This is a genomic window from Oceanobacillus picturae, assembly GCF_000612865.1.
GTDB classification, from domain to species: domain Bacteria; phylum Bacillota; class Bacilli; order Bacillales; family Amphibacillaceae; genus Oceanobacillus_B; species Oceanobacillus_B jordanicus.
On sequence record NZ_CCAX010000001.1, the window covers coordinates 1,444,179 to 1,459,071 of the forward strand.

Consider the following 14,893-nt stretch of genomic DNA (forward strand, 5'->3'; position numbering starts at 1 on the left):
TATAGCGGGGTTTTTTCAATCTTTTCTGTTTACTAAAACTGTTTTCATGCTTTTCTTCTCACCAGTTACCAGCCATTTCCATACCCCTTTCAAGAAAAACGTAAAATAATATTAAAAACTAAATACATGTTTTAAACTTTAAAATGCTGGGTAATACTATCAATGTAAGACTTTCTCGTATTCCCCCTGTAAGCAAGGCGTTCTGAACGCTTTGCTTTTTTTTGTTCTATTTTTTAAAACAGCGATCATGCAGTTCTGTTATCAAGTTTGCTATACTTAGTATAATTGAATTTTGTAAGGAGGAGAACAACATTGGGAAAATTTGATATATTGCATGATAGAAAAAATACAAGATCAGTAAAATGGGATATGCTACAACCCGTATTTCAGACAGAAGACGTCCTGCCAATGTGGGTTGCTGATATGGATTTTATGGCACCTGAAGAGGTCAATCAAGCTATTATTGATCGGGCAAAGCATGGAATATACGGCTACACAATCGTAGATCAAGCTGTAAAAGGGTCAATTGAGTCATGGTTAAAAGAACGCCACGATTGGCAAATTGATCAAGGATGGCTATCTTTCAGTCCAGGTGTAGTGACCAGTTTACATATGGCCATTCAAGCCTTCACAGCAGTTGGTGATAAAGTATTAATTCAAACACCTGTCTACACCCCGTTTTATAAGGTAGTAGAAAGCCATGATAGACAAGTAGTGAAAAACCCGCTTCTTTACAAAGAAAATACGTATCAAATTGACTTTGTTGATTTCGAGAAAAAATTACAAGACGGCGTAAAGGCATTTATTCTTTGTTCCCCACATAACCCAGTTGGGCGCGTATGGTCAAAAGAGGAGCTAACAAAGATGGCGGAACTATGTGTAAAACACGATGTTCTCATAATATCGGATGAGATACATGGTGATCTAGTTTTTCCTGGGAACAAACATATCCCTATTGCCTCATTATCAGAGGAAATTGCGCATCAAACCATCACATGTATGGCTCCATCTAAAACCTTTAATCTCGCTGGGTTGCAGGCATCCTATGTCGTGACACCAGATAAGCAAAAGCGAAAAACGCTTGAAGAGCATTTTAACAAGCAAGGTGCCCATATGTTAAATATAATGGGAAATACCGCCTTAGAAGCGGCCTATTTGCACGGTGGTCCATGGCTTGATGAACTTTTACAGGTCCTTTATGACAACAAAACTTATGTAAAGGAAATGTTTGCAGCACATGCAAGCGACCTGGAAGTAATTGATTCCCAAGGAACGTATCTACTATGGATTGATTGTACGAAACTAGGTATGGATGAGAAAGAATTGAAAAAGTTTATGATTGAAAAAGCTAAGGTAGGACTGAACACCGGAATCGAGTATGGTGAGGAAGGAAAACACTTTATGCGGATGAATATTGGCTGTCCTAAAGCAACCGTTGAAGAGGGTGTACAACGGATTATTAAGGCTATCCAAGCCATTAAATAGTTACAATTAAAAAGGCCGAGCGAATTCTTATTCTACGTAGAATGTTGAATTCGCTCAGCCTTTTATCTTCCTTTTTAAGCTTGTTACTACTCTTCTTGGTCTTCATTAAACTCAGTAGGATCTGTTGGTGACTCCTCATTCTTTCCTTCTTCAGGATTCGTTTTTAATTCACCACAAACAATTCTCGGTCCACCGCCGCCCCCGGGCTGTGTTAGTCCGTCATCTGGACCTTCCTGTATAATAAAGGATGTGCCGTCTTCTTTTAATAAAGAATTTTTCCCCTCCATTAAGGTTGCTCCAGCCAGCATTAATTCAGCATCTACCAGTCCACCGGCATCAGCCTCAAGATTTGGTAAATCTCCAAGATGTGGACCCTCGGGGTGCATTAACCCATGCTCTTTTCCTTCAGGATTATAGTGGTTCCCAGCAGTTGTAAAATCAGGAGCTTCACATATTGGATATTCATGTACGTGAAAGCCATGGAAGCCGGGTTCCAGTCCCTCTAGCTTTACTTTTACTTGAATACCATCAGCTTGCTCACTTAAAGCAACTGTTCCTATCATATCACCAGACACATTATACATATCAACAGTTTTCATTTTTTCAGCAGCATTGGATTGGCAAGCAGTAAGGAAAAGTAAAACAATAAAAAAAACGAAGCGCATACGAAATACTCCTTTATGGTCATTTTAACTTAGTATTCGCCACTTCGTTTATTTTAATGAATTGGACACAGGAAATGTTTAATTTTCCTTATTGCCCTGTTGCTCGGTTAAAGTCTCTTTGTAGCTTTCATTAAATGCCTTTTCCTCTTTCTTTGACCGTTTATACAAGAGGTACATCACAACAGATGCAGCGATCATAAAGATGATAAGTGTGATGACGGCAGGTATATATTCTGTTTTATCTTCTGGAAAATATAAAAATGGCATCATTTTGCTTCACGCCTTTCTGAGTATCATTATAGCAAATAAAATAAGATAACCAAATGGCAAACAATAATGTTCGCTAAACTGTGATATTTTTGGCAAAATAATAGCAGGAGGTAATATATATGACGGATAAACAAATTGGTGACAAGGTAAAGGCACATTATAAATCAGGTACCTACTTGGGAAAGATAGTAGAAGATCGTGGGGATAAGTATCTTGTAGAAGTACTAGCGGTGGTGAAACACCCTTTACAAGGGGATTTGCATAACCCTAATCAAACAGAAGGGGTTTTTTTCCATGAGCGAAAAGCACTTGCCTTTCATGAGAAAATGAATGTAAAAAAACCTGCAGTACATGCTTTTGAAAGTGATATACCGGAATACAAGATTTCCTTACAAGAAGCAGTTCACAAATATAAGGAAAAACTGTTACAAGAGGACACAGCATATAACCGTGAAGCTCTTTTAGCAATAGAACGTCTTGAAAAGGAATATGCTTAGGCAGAGATTGGCTAACATATCCCCTATGTTCGTTAACAAAAAAAGCTGCCCTCCCAATTAATTGGAAGGTACAGCTTTTTTTAAGTGTGAAATTATTCACCAAGATGTTCTTTAATTACTTCTTCTACACCTTTAAGTGCATCTTCTTCATCACTACCGTTTGCAGTCACTTTAATTTCAGCACCTTTTGGAATTCCAAGTGACATAACACCCATGATGGATTTAAGGTTTACATTTTTGCCATTGTATGAAACCTCTACTTCTGATTCAAATTGTCCAGCTTTGTTTACTAAAAGTGTAGCTGGGCGTGCGTGTACCCCTGTATCAGCAGTGATAGTAAATGTTTGTTCTTTCATTGTGTATCATCCTTCCAACCATAATATTCATAGTATGTACTATTCTCTAGTACAACGTTCATTATAAGTGAATAACTGAACTAAATATATTATATACAAAAACAAAACTTTTTGAAACAAAAAAGCCCATATTTTTTAATTCATTTGTTTTTACAGAGCGGTTATGATAACGTTTATTTGATATATGTTGCAAATTAAATTGGAGGGGTAAACAATGAGTGTCCATATAGGTGCTAAACAAGGAGAAATTGCTGACAAAATATTACTTCCAGGAGATCCGCTACGTGCTAAATTTATTGCGGAAAACTTCCTAGAAGACGTTTCACAATATAATGAGGTTCGTGGTATGTATGGCTTCACAGGTACATATAAAGGAGAGAGAATCTCCGTACAAGGCACAGGAATGGGTGTACCTTCCATCTCTATTTATGTAAATGAGTTAATTCAAAGCTATGATGTTAAGAAGCTAATTCGTGTTGGAACATGTGGTGCCATTCAGAAAGATGTAAAGGTACGCGACGTTATTCTAGCACAAGGTTCCACAACGGATTCACAAATGAACCGTATGGTATTCCAAGGTATTGACTATGCGCCACTTGCAGATTTCGAGCTTCTTAAAAATGCATACGACGCTGGATTGGAAAAAGGATTAAATCTCCGTGTCGGAAATGTATTTACAAGTGATACCTTTTATCGTGATAATGCGAAGGAAGTAAATGAATTACTTGCTGCATACAAAGTACTGGCAGTGGAAATGGAGACAACGGCTTTATATACATTAGCTGCTAAGTATGGCCGACAAGCTCTTTCCGTTCTAACTGTTTCAGACCACATCCTTACAGGTGAAGAAACATCAGCAGAAGAACGCCAAACCACCTTTAATGAAATGATGGAAATAGCACTAGAAGCAGCAATTAAATAACTTACTTTATCAGAAGCCAAATGAGACCGACCTATACGATGAGTCGATCTCATTTGGCTTTTTTCTAACTCTTTTAGCCAAACCTTTACAATAATGACTTGTTAGGGTTTTTATTGTTAACCATTAAAAAAACAGGTTGACAAACATGTCCATTTCTAACTATTATGTTGTTAAGGAGGAATGGATATGCGTACAAAACCAATCGATCTTACATTTGGAGCAGTATTTGTTTGTTTAATGGCAATTGGAGCCAACATTACAGTCTGGTTTCCATTTCTTGCAATACCACTAGGTGGGACATCAGTTCCCTTATCACTGCAAACTTTTTTTGCGATAATAGCCGGCATGATGCTGGGAAAAAAACGTGCAAGTTATGCAATGATTACCTATATACTTGTCGGAACAGCTGGTGTGCCGATCTTTGCTGGTTTATCTGCCGGCCCAATGCAGCTGATTAGTCCAACGGGTGGCTTTATTTTCTCATTTGTTTTTATTGCCTTTTTTGTCGGATGGATCACAGAAAAACAAAAAAAAGCGCGTCTACCTCTCTATTCATTAGCAGCACTAGTGGGCGTAGCATTTAATTACGGAATTGGTGTCACCTACATGTATGTAGCAATGAACACATGGTTAGAACTCCCGGTTACATACGAATTGGCTTGGATCGGCATGATTCCATTTTTAATTAAGGACATTGCCCTTTCTTGTCTTGCTGCCCTATTTATTCTTCAGTTAGAGAAGCGAGTACCCGCAAAATGGATGTATGCGAAAGCTTCCTAATGAATAAATACAGGGGCTTAACACCAGTAAGTTGATAACGGGAGTTTCATGCGTTTCCTGATGAGATATGATAAACTAAGAGCAAGATCAAATATCGCATCAGGAAGGATGTTACGCATTTATGGATTTATTCCTAAATTTCCCTTTATGGGCTGCACTTGCTGCAATTGTCTTTGCCCAAGTTGTAAAAATACCAATTAAACTCATTGTGACAAAAGAGTTTATTCCTGGCCTCGCATTTAGCACAGGAGGCATGCCCAGTAGCCACTCTGCAGCTGTTGCCGCATTAACTACCGGTGTTGGTATTATCGAAGGTGTAACATCCACCGTATTTGCTGTTTCCTGTGTTTTCAGTATTATTATAATGTTTGATGCTTCCGGAGTACGCAGACAGGCCGGAGAACAGGCAGTAGTACTAAACCAGCTAATCAAAGACTTTCAATTGTTTGTAGATGGAGCAAAGGATTGGAATAAAAAAGAGGAATTTCAAAAGCGGCAAGAGCTTAAAGAATTGCTCGGGCATCAGCCAATCGAAGTTTTCTTCGGAGGTCTCTCCGGAATCCTAATTGCCTTTCTCCTATATACACTTTATTAATCCAAAAACGAAGAACGACGGTAGTAACTTAAGGGCCTTAACTCACATAAACACAAATAAAGGGAAGCATGCCATTACTGGCGTGCTTCCCTTTTAAATTAGCTTTCTGTGATTTGTTGCCTGAATACCTGCAATGAATCTGTTTCATTTAATTGTTTGAGCTCTTTTTCCGTAAGTGTACCATCACCCAATTCAATTAGATGTACATCTAGCTCTTTCTTTCCCCATTGCGCATACACATCTTCAACGGTGTTAAAGAACAAGTCAATCTTATTGCCAGTAATGGCACTACCTTTGTCTGCCACAACCCCATAGCCATAGTCTGGAATGAAAAGTATCGTCCCAATAGGATATACATCTAAATCAGCCGCAATAGTAGAATACAAATCTCGTTTTACTTGAACACCTGAATACGTTATACCATACTCTGGATGTCCTGGTGATTTCCCAGTCGACTCAACTCCTGCAGTATATCCTGTTGCTACAACTTGTGATTTGGGATACTGATTAATATTTGCCGCTTCTTCTAGTGTTTTAGGTCCTTCAATTTCATCACTTGATATATACATTTTCTTCTGCTCTAAATAGTTCAATTCCTTTTTTTCTAATGATGATTGCCTGAATTTCGACTCTGTAACTGTGTTAGTAACCGTGTTGGTAATACGCATCGGCTCATAATCCACCCAATCGCGTACATCAGCAAATGAAACGTTAGAAATGGATGTGATGGTAACTAAAAAGGCTGCCACAAACAACGAAAACATACCTACTCTTCGAAACGCTTTTTTGATTTTCATGATTAACACCTCTCTGGATGTCATCATTTCCAATCTAGTAATATTTTATTCAAACAAAGATAAATTCTCTATAATATTCTGTCTTTTATTGATTGCTGCTTTATCAATCAAAACATTTGATAACCGCTTTTGCGTAGCATCTTAATCACAATACCTGAAACAACTGCTCCTGCAAAACCTGCCAATAAAATAGTAATATCAGCCGGTGTAATAGATAGAAATTTTGAGAAAGCCTCAGAAAACGCGTTACCTGGATTTTTGAAGTATTCTAGTGTAGACATATCATCCACAATCATTATCACTACTAATGGGTATAATATGGCCATTAACCATGTTTTCCTTAATAGCATATTTAGGATAAAGGCAATGCCAAAAAAGATAACAAAATATAGTACGATTGATACAAGCAATTGAACGATTTGCGCCAACCTGTGTCTCCCCTTCCACATATGTACAGTAAAAATTTCATACAAAATCCATTTTATACGAAAGCCAACCAAAAGTACATGTTCTCCTATCCCTCTTCATTTATTTGCTAAGAATATTGATGAAGAAAATAGTTCATTGGCTATACTTTCCTAACGTATAAAAAAATGCAAAGCGGCTATTGCCGCTTCACATATAAGAATTAATAGAAGATATTAAACTTTCCCTTTTTCATTAAAAGTCCAGGTCCTCCCAGTTTAAGGAGGTAACGATTGTCGCTCATCTTTTTCATGAACGTGGCTTTCCAGCCGAATAATTTGTATTGATTAAATAGTACAGCTATCCCATCATTATGACCTAAAGATGCTATTGTTCCTAAAAGTTTCGGGGTGAATTCTTCTAGATCCCCTCCATTAATATAGGCTTTTACATTATGGGCGACGGTTCCTGATTGCTGAATCGCAATTTGCGCGGTAGGTGGAAATGGTCTACCTGTTTCTGGATCCATGATCAAAGCACAATCCCCTATAACAAAAACATCATCATAATCTGGTGTGCGCATATCTTTGCGAACTTCAACTTTACCACGATTTGTTGAAAATCCTGATTTCTCTACTATAGAATTCGCCTTAACTCCTGCAGCCCAAATGGTTGTCATCGTCGGAATTTCTACAAGCCTTCCATCCTTCTCATATGTCACTTTATCTGGAGTACATTCTTTCAACATCGCCCCAGTCACAAATTCTACTCCACGTGATTCCAGGGAGTTCATGGCATATTCGACTAACTGTGGATCAAAACCAGGTAATACAGTTGGGGACCCTTCAATGTTGATGATTCGAACAAGATGCTTATCAATATCATATTCTTCACAAAGCTCTGGAACACGGTTTGCTATCTCACCAAGGAATTCCACCCCAGTAAATCCACCGCCTCCTACCACAATATTGATTCTTGCCTGATTATTTGGTTCTTCATTATGATATAAAGCAAAGTTATACTCTAGATGTTCTCTAATTAGACGAGCACTGTTAATATCCCCAATGGTAAATGCATGTTCCTCAAGACCTGGTATGCCAAATGTAGCTGCTTCGAACCCTAATCCGATAACCAACACATCATAATTCAACTCATTATTAGACAGCTTAACTTTTTTAGCATCTGGTTTGATCGAAATCACTTTATCTTGAACAAAACGGACACGGTTCAAATTTACGACTTCTTTAATGGATATGCGAGTTCGATCTTGATGCAAGGTGCCGGCTGCATTCTCGTGAAGCCATGTAGTTTGGTAATGGTAATCATTCATATTTACCAATGTAATATCTGCCTCGTTCATTCCAATGCTTTTTTGCAGCTTTACGGCCGTCATGATGCCTCCATAACCTGCACCCAAAATAACAATATGTGGATTATTCATTATGATCACTTCCGTTTACAATTTTCTGTTGTTGTTACCGTCCCAAACCCCAGTTACAATTTTTCATTCATTACCTTACCGAAGCGTTATCTCCAAAAAAGAAGGTAAGCATTTAATAAAAACTCCTGATAGTGAATATGACTTTTATAGTGCGAGATACTACCAGACGTATGAAAGCCCTGTTCATTAAAGAGAGAATGATGCCGTAGAGTGGGCAGTTCTTGGTGGTTACTGTCTCTGTATCGTTAATACGTTAAAGTAGAGTCTATATACATTTATTTACATGTTTGTGACAAACTTCACTTAATCATTCAATAAAAATGACAAGCAGTCTAAATCCTTTGTCACCTAGTACCTTGAAAGAAAAGAATGAGTCTAGTATTCATAGAAATATCATACATCTGTTACACAATTGTAATATAGAGCACTAAGTAATAGTATATCTTTCAATCTTTTTTTTCAAGTGTTTCTTTTACTTTCTTAATTATTAATCTATTAGTAAATTCCCCCAATGTATATTGGGAAAATTACTCTTTCTCCTATTTCATAATAAGCCATTCCTAAGCCTTTTCATGATAATTATGATACGATAGGACTGTTGGGCAAGGAATTAAGATGTAATGGAGGTATATAAGCATGACAGAAAAGGTTTATGATGTCACAATCATAGGGGCAGGTCCTGTAGGTCTATTCACTGCTTTCTATGGCGGAATGAGACAGGCAAGTGTGAAAATTATTGAGAGTCTACCACATACCGGGGGACAACTAACTGCTTTGTACCCGGAGAAATATATATATGATGTTGCTGGGTATCCGAAGGTACGGGCACAGGAATTAATTGATAATTTAGAGGAACAGGCGAACATTTTTGACCCTACGATCGTACTTGAGCAATCCATTGAGAAAATTGAAAGATTAGAGGACCAATCATTTAAACTAATATCGAATACTGATGAGGTTCATTATACCAAGACAATTATTGTTACAGGGGGTAATGGTGCCTTCCAACCTCGACGACTAGATGTAGATAATTGTGAACAATTTGAAGGAGTTAACCTTCACTACCATGTGAAGGATATGAATCAGTACAAAGACCAAAATGTTGTACTGCTTGGTGGCGGAGATTCTGCAGTTGATTGGGCGCTAATGCTAGAGCCCATCGCAAAAAAAGTGACCCTTGTTCACCGTAGAGATAAGTTTAGAGCACATGAACATAGTGTTGAAAAGCTAATGGCGTCGAATGTAGAAATTATGACCCCATTTGTACCATCAGGTGTCGTTGCAAGCGACCAAATTGATAAGGTGCTTTTTGAAGAAGTAAAAGGGGACAGGCAGGTTGAACTTGAGGTCGATGCTGTACTCTGTAACTATGGATTCGTATCCTCGCTTGGACCTATCAAAGACTGGGGTCTAGATATTGAAAAAAACAGTATTGTAGTGAATTCTAAAATGGAAACAAATATCCCAGGAATTTATGCAGCAGGAGATATTTGTACTTATGATGGAAAAGTAAAATTAATTGCAACAGGATTTGGAGAAGGGCCAACTGCGATCAATAATGCCAAGCAGTATATTGATCCAAAAGCAAGAATCCAACCAAAACATTCAACAAGCATGTTCTAGAAAATAATTGAGTGAAAAAAAAGAGCAGTGGATTATACCACTGCTCCTTTTATATGTTATTTAACAATCTCCTGGTGTGCCTACTTTATCTTTCGTTCTAAATGATGAGCCACAACCACAAGATACTATGGCATTCGGATTATCAATACTGAACCCGCCGCCCATCATATTTTGTTTGTAATCAATTTGCGTTCCTTCAATAATTGGAATATCCTGATTGAAAAACACAACTGGCACCCCGTTTATTTCATCTACTGTATCGAGTTCTTCATTGATATCATATTCAAAGCCCAATGAATAGGACAGTCCACTGCAACCTCCGCCTTTAATACCAAAGCGTAGGCGTGCCTCCGCGGACTCTTCCTTCATCATTTCATGGATTTGATTTGCCGCATTGTCGGTAATTGTTATAACCATCCCTTGGACCTCCTCAGATCATGATCATTACGTTTAAGTATACAAAGAATAACTATACAATTCAACTATTTGAGTTGGTCTTTAACAGTGAAAAACACCCGTAGCTATTGTTTTGGCTTCCCCACTCATCCAGACCATACCATTTTCATCCCAGTTAATCACAAGGTCACCTCCCGACAAATGAACCGTAATATCCTTTCCTCGAGAAACAAAACCATTTAATGCTGCAGCTACAACCGCTGCACAAGCCCCTGTCCCACAAGCCTGTGTAACTCCTGATCCTCGCTCCCATACACGAAAATGAAGTTCCCTTTCGGATACTACCTGAATGAATTCTACATTTACGCCATCAGGAAAGCGGTTGTCCTTTTCGATAACTGGGCCAAGATCATATAGTGGAGCATCCTGAATATCTTCTACAAAAAAGACAGCATGAGGATTTCCCATAGAGACAGCTGTTAGTTCTAATAGTTGGCCTTCTATCGTATAATCTTCCCTAATAACCGCTTCTGTTTCGTATCCTAACATAGGAATAGCCGTTCTTTGTAATGCTGGCTCCCCCATGTTTATTGTTACCTGATCAACGCTTCCTTCTAAAGGAAAAACTTCTGCTTCCACAATATTCGCCTTCGTTTCAATTTGGAAAGTAGGCTCTGTTACAATCCCATTTTCAAAAGCATACTTCGCTGTGCACCTGAGGCCGTTCCCACAACTTTTTCCTTCTGACCCATCCTTATTAAAAATTCGCATCCCAACGTCAGCTTTCGTACTAGGATGAATTAAAATCATTCCATCCGAGCCGATTCCTTTATGTACATCTGCCATTGCTCTGGCTATCTTAGGCATACTTGCTTCGTCCATTTGATATTGGAATAAATCTACATATATATAATTATTTCCTAAACCATGCATTTTTGTAAAAGGTATTTCCACATTAATCACTCTTTTCTAATTAGACTGGAGGTGGATTTCATTTCGATCCAGCTCCTGATAAATTGTTTTTAGCTTCGGAATGCCTTCTGCTACTAGTTTATCATTAACCAGTACAACTGGATAAAATAAATCCTCCTCGATTATTCGTTCAACAAACTGTTGATGTTTCTCCACGGTCGGTGGATTATCTATGTCGATATACTCATAGTCAATGTGGTCAACCACGTATTTTCTTCCGATTGCCGCCTGTAACCAATCATATGTATCCTTTGACCCAGGTGCGCCAACACAGCTTGCGCAAATCTGATCTGCACCATAGACCGTAATTGTAACCTTCCCCACCATTTGTAGCCCCCTTTTTGCAGTTACTTATATTTTACAAAATGTTTGGTTAAAGATAAAATATAAGTAACCGATGAGTAAAAATATAATTTCAGATAGATTTTTACATGAATTCGTTTTATACTATTTATAAGGAAAGGAGAAGATGGATAATGCAAGAACAGGTACAGGAAGTTTTAAATAAACTACGCCCTTTTCTACTGCGTGATGGTGGAGATGTGGAGCTAGTTGATGTAGATGATAATGGCATTGTACTTCTTCGTCTTATGGGTGCATGCGGCAATTGTCCAAGTTCTACCATAACATTAAAGGCAGGAATTGAGCGCGCCCTGATGGCTGAGGTCCCAGGCGTTACAGAAATTGAACAAGTATTTTAGAGCTACCAAATATAAAGTGAAACTTCAATCAGTGGGCGTTTTCTTTCTTCCCCCACTGATTGTTAGTTGAACGAATCGGGGTGTTAGCGTCCGTTTACCCGTTAAAAACGGACGGTGGCACCGGGATAAAAAAAGGCAGACTTAATCGTCTGCCTTTTTGCACATTAGAGAAGTATAAAGTTTTAGTTTGGTAAAATTGACGACGTAGTTAAAATCTTAAGTTTTAAGTATAAGAAAACATCGTATTCGCTGAAAGATCAGAGGATACGATGTTTTCTAAAGTCTAGATTTATAAATTCAGCTACTATAGTTAGTTACATGCTCATGGTTTACATTCCTTATTTCACTTCTGTAATTGGCCCTGTACCATGAATAACCCCTGATATATTCTCCAGGCATAACTGCAGCATACTGCTTCTCGTTTCAGTGCTTGCTGATCCAATATGCGGTAAACAGATAACGTTTGTTTTATCTAGTAGCGGATGATCAGAGCGGATTGGTTCTTCTGCAAACACATCTAATCCTGCTGCAGAAATTTCTCCCATTTCTAGAGCTTCAACTAATGCATTTTCATTTACTACACTACCACGTGAAATATTAATAAAAATGGAGGAACGCTTCATTTTCTGAAAAGCTTCTTTATTAAACATTTGATTTGTCTGAGGAGTAGCTGGTACTACAGAAACCACTAAATCAGCTTTGTTAAGCAATGTATCAAAATCTACATAGGTAGCCCCAATCTGCTTTTCCGATTCTACTTTACGAGAACGATTATGATACAAAATTTCCATGCCAAACCCTTGGGCTCGTCTGGCAATCGCTTCGCCAATCCTCCCCATCCCTACAATACCGATTGTTTTATTATGTACATCCATACCTGCAAGTAAATAAGGCGACCATTGTTTCCATTTATCTTCTTTTATATATTGGTTTGCTTCCACAATTCTCCTTGCTGTCGACAGAAGAAGAGAAAACGCTAAATCAGCTGTAGATTCCGTTAAAACTCCTGGTGTGTTTGTCACAACAACGCCCGCTTCTCTAGCTGCATGAAGATCTATATTATCGTAGCCAACTGCCAAGTTGGCAACAACCTGAAGTGAACTGCCGGTATTAAATATCTCCTGGTCCATTGTTTCACTTAGCATACAAAGAACCCCATGTGCGTCGGAAATCTCTTTTAAAAGTACTTCTCTAGGAACCGGCTCTTCTTCATATTTCCACATTGATATAGTAAAATCTTGCTGAAAAGGTTCCAAGATCTTTTCTGGTACCTTTCTTGTGATGTATAGCTTCGGTTTTTCTATCATCGCCCTCTCCCTCCAGCTTTCTTCTTACAGCCAGTGTAACACAGGGATTTGTAATGAGGTAGAATCTAGACCAACCCATTGATAAAGGTCGCGCATTTTCTTTTCATACTCTTCTTGCATCGTTATTAAAGACGAATAGGTTGTAAAAGGATCTTCAAGTGTCCTACCACTCATCACAGAATCAAAATGATCAAAAAAATGTACGGGGTAAAGTAGCCTTGCATACAACAAGCGCCAACTAAAAATAGATAGTGGTCTTTCTGATTGGTAGTCATGCAGGAATTGTACAATTTCTTCTGATGGTGCATCGCTTAAAAGCATGCCTCTCGTATATTCCGCTAAATCACGGACCGGATGATCAAAAACAAAATCATCTAGCCAGATAACTGATTTTTGGAGATTATTTGTATATCGTTGAAACGAGATAGTTCCTTGGTCTACCGTATCAAACCTGTTTTCACGTTCACTCTCCTGTAAATACTGGATAGCATTTTCACTTATCCCAATAATATAGGGCAAGGTATCCATCACCATGCGAAAATAATCGTTTGGTGATTCCTTAGCGGCCAAAGGTACGTTTTTTTCATAAGCCTCTAGTTTGTCTATCCAGAGTTTTTTCCATATTCCATAGCAAGATATCTGGTGTGGTTCGAAGCTATAAAGGGTACCTATAGTGTGAAAGGCTGCTAGAGATCGCCCATTGCTTTCTCTTGTAATATTGTTAAGATGTTCTACCATGACGACCATGTATGTATTGTTCTGAAATACGGTGAACCAGTCCCCATTAGTATTGGCCACTGGGATAGCGGTGTGTCGGTAATTATTTTCCAACAAATAGTAAGCAAGCGCTGCTTGTTCCATATGAATAATTTCCCTGTTATCAGAGGAAATGGTAAAATAAACATATTCGTCTTGTTTATAACCATCTCTTCCAGCCAGTACTACTTTCTCACTTGCTTGGATATTATAATGTGTGGCGAGCATGGTTTCCATTGACAATATGATCACACCCTTTGTTTTAACTTAATGAATCATCTTATCCCTTGTATATATAAAGGGGTCAGATCTTTAACAAGATTAGTACTAATGTATGTAAGAAAAGGCAAATTCATTAACCAAATTATTAGGAAAAGGTGATGTACATGGATGCAAATACGAATCAAAGTGAACTTGAACTCAAAGCAAGACAATGGCTAACCCAGCGTGGTGTAACTTTAGATGATATCGCTGAACTGGTCTATTACTTACAATCTAAATATCACGACAATTTAAGCATGGAGGACTGTAGACATAACGTAGACAGAGTGTTGACGAAAAGAGAAGTTCAAAATGCCATCCTTACTGGTATTCAGTTAGACGTATTAGCCGAGAAAAAACAACTAGAAGAACCATTGCAAAAGACGATAGAAATTGATGAGAGTTTATATGGAGTAGATGAGATTATTGCCCTTTCCATTGTAAATGTATACGGTTCTATCGGTTTTACGAATTATGGTTATATTGATAAACAGAAACCAGGAATACTAAAAAAATTAAACGATAAATCAACCGGTGAGTGCCACACTTTCCTTGATGACATTGTTGGAGCAATTGCTGCCGCTGCATCGAGCAGACTAGCTCATGCAACAGGTGACAGTGATATAGTGGACTAGATTCTATTAAGAATATACGTACCATACTG

At 38.2% G+C, this 14,893-nt stretch carries 19 protein-coding genes; 8 read left to right on the forward strand and 11 right to left on the reverse strand.

Annotation, left to right across the window (positions count from 1 at the left end):
• Positions 1–312: 312 nt before the first annotated feature.
• Positions 313–1,485 carry a MalY/PatB family protein gene (locus tag BN988_RS07290; RefSeq protein ID WP_036574651.1) on the forward strand — a complete coding sequence of 391 codons (1,173 nt, stop codon included), beginning with the start codon at positions 313–315 and terminating at the stop codon, positions 1,483–1,485.
• A gap of 86 nt (positions 1,486–1,571) precedes the next feature.
• Here BN988_RS07290 and BN988_RS07295 read toward each other — a convergent pair whose 3' ends face one another.
• On the reverse strand, positions 1,572–2,150 hold the full coding sequence (locus BN988_RS07295; RefSeq protein ID WP_036574653.1) for a superoxide dismutase family protein: 579 nt from the start codon (positions 2,148–2,150) through the stop codon (positions 1,572–1,574).
• A gap of 78 nt (positions 2,151–2,228) precedes the next feature.
• Positions 2,229–2,420, reverse strand: coding sequence for a hypothetical protein (locus BN988_RS07300; RefSeq protein WP_036574655.1), 192 nt, complete (start codon positions 2,418–2,420; stop codon positions 2,229–2,231).
• A 119-nt stretch (positions 2,421–2,539) separates the two neighbouring features.
• Between BN988_RS07300 and BN988_RS07305 the strand changes: the two genes are divergently transcribed.
• Entirely contained in the window at positions 2,540–2,917 is a 378-nt protein-coding gene (locus BN988_RS07305; protein ID WP_036574657.1) for a kinase-associated lipoprotein B, read from the forward strand.
• A gap of 92 nt (positions 2,918–3,009) precedes the next feature.
• Here the strand turns inward: BN988_RS07305 and BN988_RS07310 are convergent, their stop codons facing one another.
• Positions 3,010–3,273, reverse strand: coding sequence for a phosphocarrier protein HPr (locus BN988_RS07310; protein WP_036574659.1), 264 nt, complete (start codon positions 3,271–3,273; stop codon positions 3,010–3,012).
• 214 nt (positions 3,274–3,487) lie between these two features.
• Between BN988_RS07310 and deoD the strand changes: the two genes are divergently transcribed.
• The 3 genes from deoD to BN988_RS07325 all read left to right on the forward strand — a co-directional run bounded on the left by deoD (position 3,488) and on the right by BN988_RS07325 (position 5,570).
• Positions 3,488–4,195: a purine-nucleoside phosphorylase gene (gene deoD / locus BN988_RS07315; protein ID WP_036574661.1), complete on the forward strand. Its 708-nt coding sequence runs from the start codon at positions 3,488–3,490 to the stop codon at positions 4,193–4,195.
• Between the two features lie 186 nt (positions 4,196–4,381).
• A complete protein-coding gene (locus BN988_RS07320) occupies positions 4,382–4,975 on the forward strand; it encodes a biotin transporter BioY (protein ID WP_036574664.1) in 594 nt (197 codons plus the stop codon).
• Between the two features lie 121 nt (positions 4,976–5,096).
• Positions 5,097–5,570, forward strand: coding sequence for a divergent PAP2 family protein (locus tag BN988_RS07325; protein ID WP_036574666.1), 474 nt, complete (start codon positions 5,097–5,099; stop codon positions 5,568–5,570).
• Positions 5,571–5,668: 98 nt separating this feature from the next.
• On the opposite strand, the gene BN988_RS07330 is transcribed toward BN988_RS07325, so the two are convergent.
• The 3 genes from BN988_RS07330 to BN988_RS07340 all read right to left on the reverse strand — a co-directional run bounded on the left by BN988_RS07330 (position 5,669) and on the right by BN988_RS07340 (position 8,213).
• Positions 5,669–6,367 (reverse strand): 3D domain-containing protein, encoded by a 699-nt coding sequence (locus tag BN988_RS07330; protein ID WP_036574668.1) that lies wholly within the window; start codon positions 6,365–6,367, stop codon positions 5,669–5,671.
• A 107-nt stretch (positions 6,368–6,474) separates the two neighbouring features.
• Positions 6,475–6,786: a YuiB family protein gene (locus BN988_RS07335; RefSeq protein ID WP_081779418.1), complete on the reverse strand. Its 312-nt coding sequence runs from the start codon at positions 6,784–6,786 to the stop codon at positions 6,475–6,477.
• A gap of 209 nt (positions 6,787–6,995) precedes the next feature.
• Positions 6,996–8,213 carry an NAD(P)/FAD-dependent oxidoreductase gene (locus BN988_RS07340; protein WP_036574670.1) on the reverse strand — a complete coding sequence of 406 codons (1,218 nt, stop codon included), beginning with the start codon at positions 8,211–8,213 and terminating at the stop codon, positions 6,996–6,998.
• Positions 8,214–8,849: 636 nt separating this feature from the next.
• Here BN988_RS07340 and BN988_RS07345 point away from each other — a divergent pair.
• Positions 8,850–9,836: an NAD(P)/FAD-dependent oxidoreductase gene (locus tag BN988_RS07345; RefSeq protein ID WP_036574672.1), complete on the forward strand. Its 987-nt coding sequence runs from the start codon at positions 8,850–8,852 to the stop codon at positions 9,834–9,836.
• 60 nt (positions 9,837–9,896) lie between these two features.
• On the opposite strand, the gene BN988_RS07350 is transcribed toward BN988_RS07345, so the two are convergent.
• From BN988_RS07350 to BN988_RS07360, 3 genes are all read right to left on the reverse strand, one after another.
• Positions 9,897–10,253 (reverse strand): HesB/IscA family protein, encoded by a 357-nt coding sequence (locus BN988_RS07350; protein WP_036574675.1) that lies wholly within the window; start codon positions 10,251–10,253, stop codon positions 9,897–9,899.
• Between the two features lie 81 nt (positions 10,254–10,334).
• Positions 10,335–11,165: a diaminopimelate epimerase gene (dapF, locus tag BN988_RS07355; RefSeq protein WP_036576486.1), complete on the reverse strand. Its 831-nt coding sequence runs from the start codon at positions 11,163–11,165 to the stop codon at positions 10,335–10,337.
• 36 nt (positions 11,166–11,201) lie between these two features.
• A complete protein-coding gene (locus tag BN988_RS07360) occupies positions 11,202–11,531 on the reverse strand; it encodes a YuzD family protein (protein WP_036574677.1) in 330 nt (109 codons plus the stop codon).
• A 149-nt stretch (positions 11,532–11,680) separates the two neighbouring features.
• Here BN988_RS07360 and BN988_RS07365 point away from each other — a divergent pair, with 149 nt between their 5' ends.
• The gene (locus tag BN988_RS07365) at positions 11,681–11,905 is read left to right on the forward strand and encodes a NifU family protein (protein WP_036574679.1); all 225 of its coding nucleotides are present in this window, start codon (positions 11,681–11,683) and stop codon (positions 11,903–11,905) included.
• Between the two features lie 338 nt (positions 11,906–12,243).
• On the opposite strand, the gene BN988_RS07370 is transcribed toward BN988_RS07365, so the two are convergent.
• Together BN988_RS07370 and BN988_RS07375 are read right to left on the reverse strand one after the other, a co-directional pair.
• Entirely contained in the window at positions 12,244–13,209 is a 966-nt protein-coding gene (locus tag BN988_RS07370; protein ID WP_036576487.1) for a 2-hydroxyacid dehydrogenase, read from the reverse strand.
• A 27-nt stretch (positions 13,210–13,236) separates the two neighbouring features.
• Positions 13,237–14,205, reverse strand: a complete 969-nt coding sequence (locus BN988_RS07375; RefSeq protein WP_051557863.1) for a protein kinase family protein — start codon at positions 14,203–14,205, stop codon at positions 13,237–13,239.
• A gap of 149 nt (positions 14,206–14,354) precedes the next feature.
• Between BN988_RS07375 and BN988_RS07380 the strand changes: the two genes are divergently transcribed.
• Positions 14,355–14,864, forward strand: coding sequence for a phosphatidylglycerophosphatase A family protein (locus BN988_RS07380; protein ID WP_036574682.1), 510 nt, complete (start codon positions 14,355–14,357; stop codon positions 14,862–14,864).
• Positions 14,865–14,893: the final 29 nt, after the last annotated feature.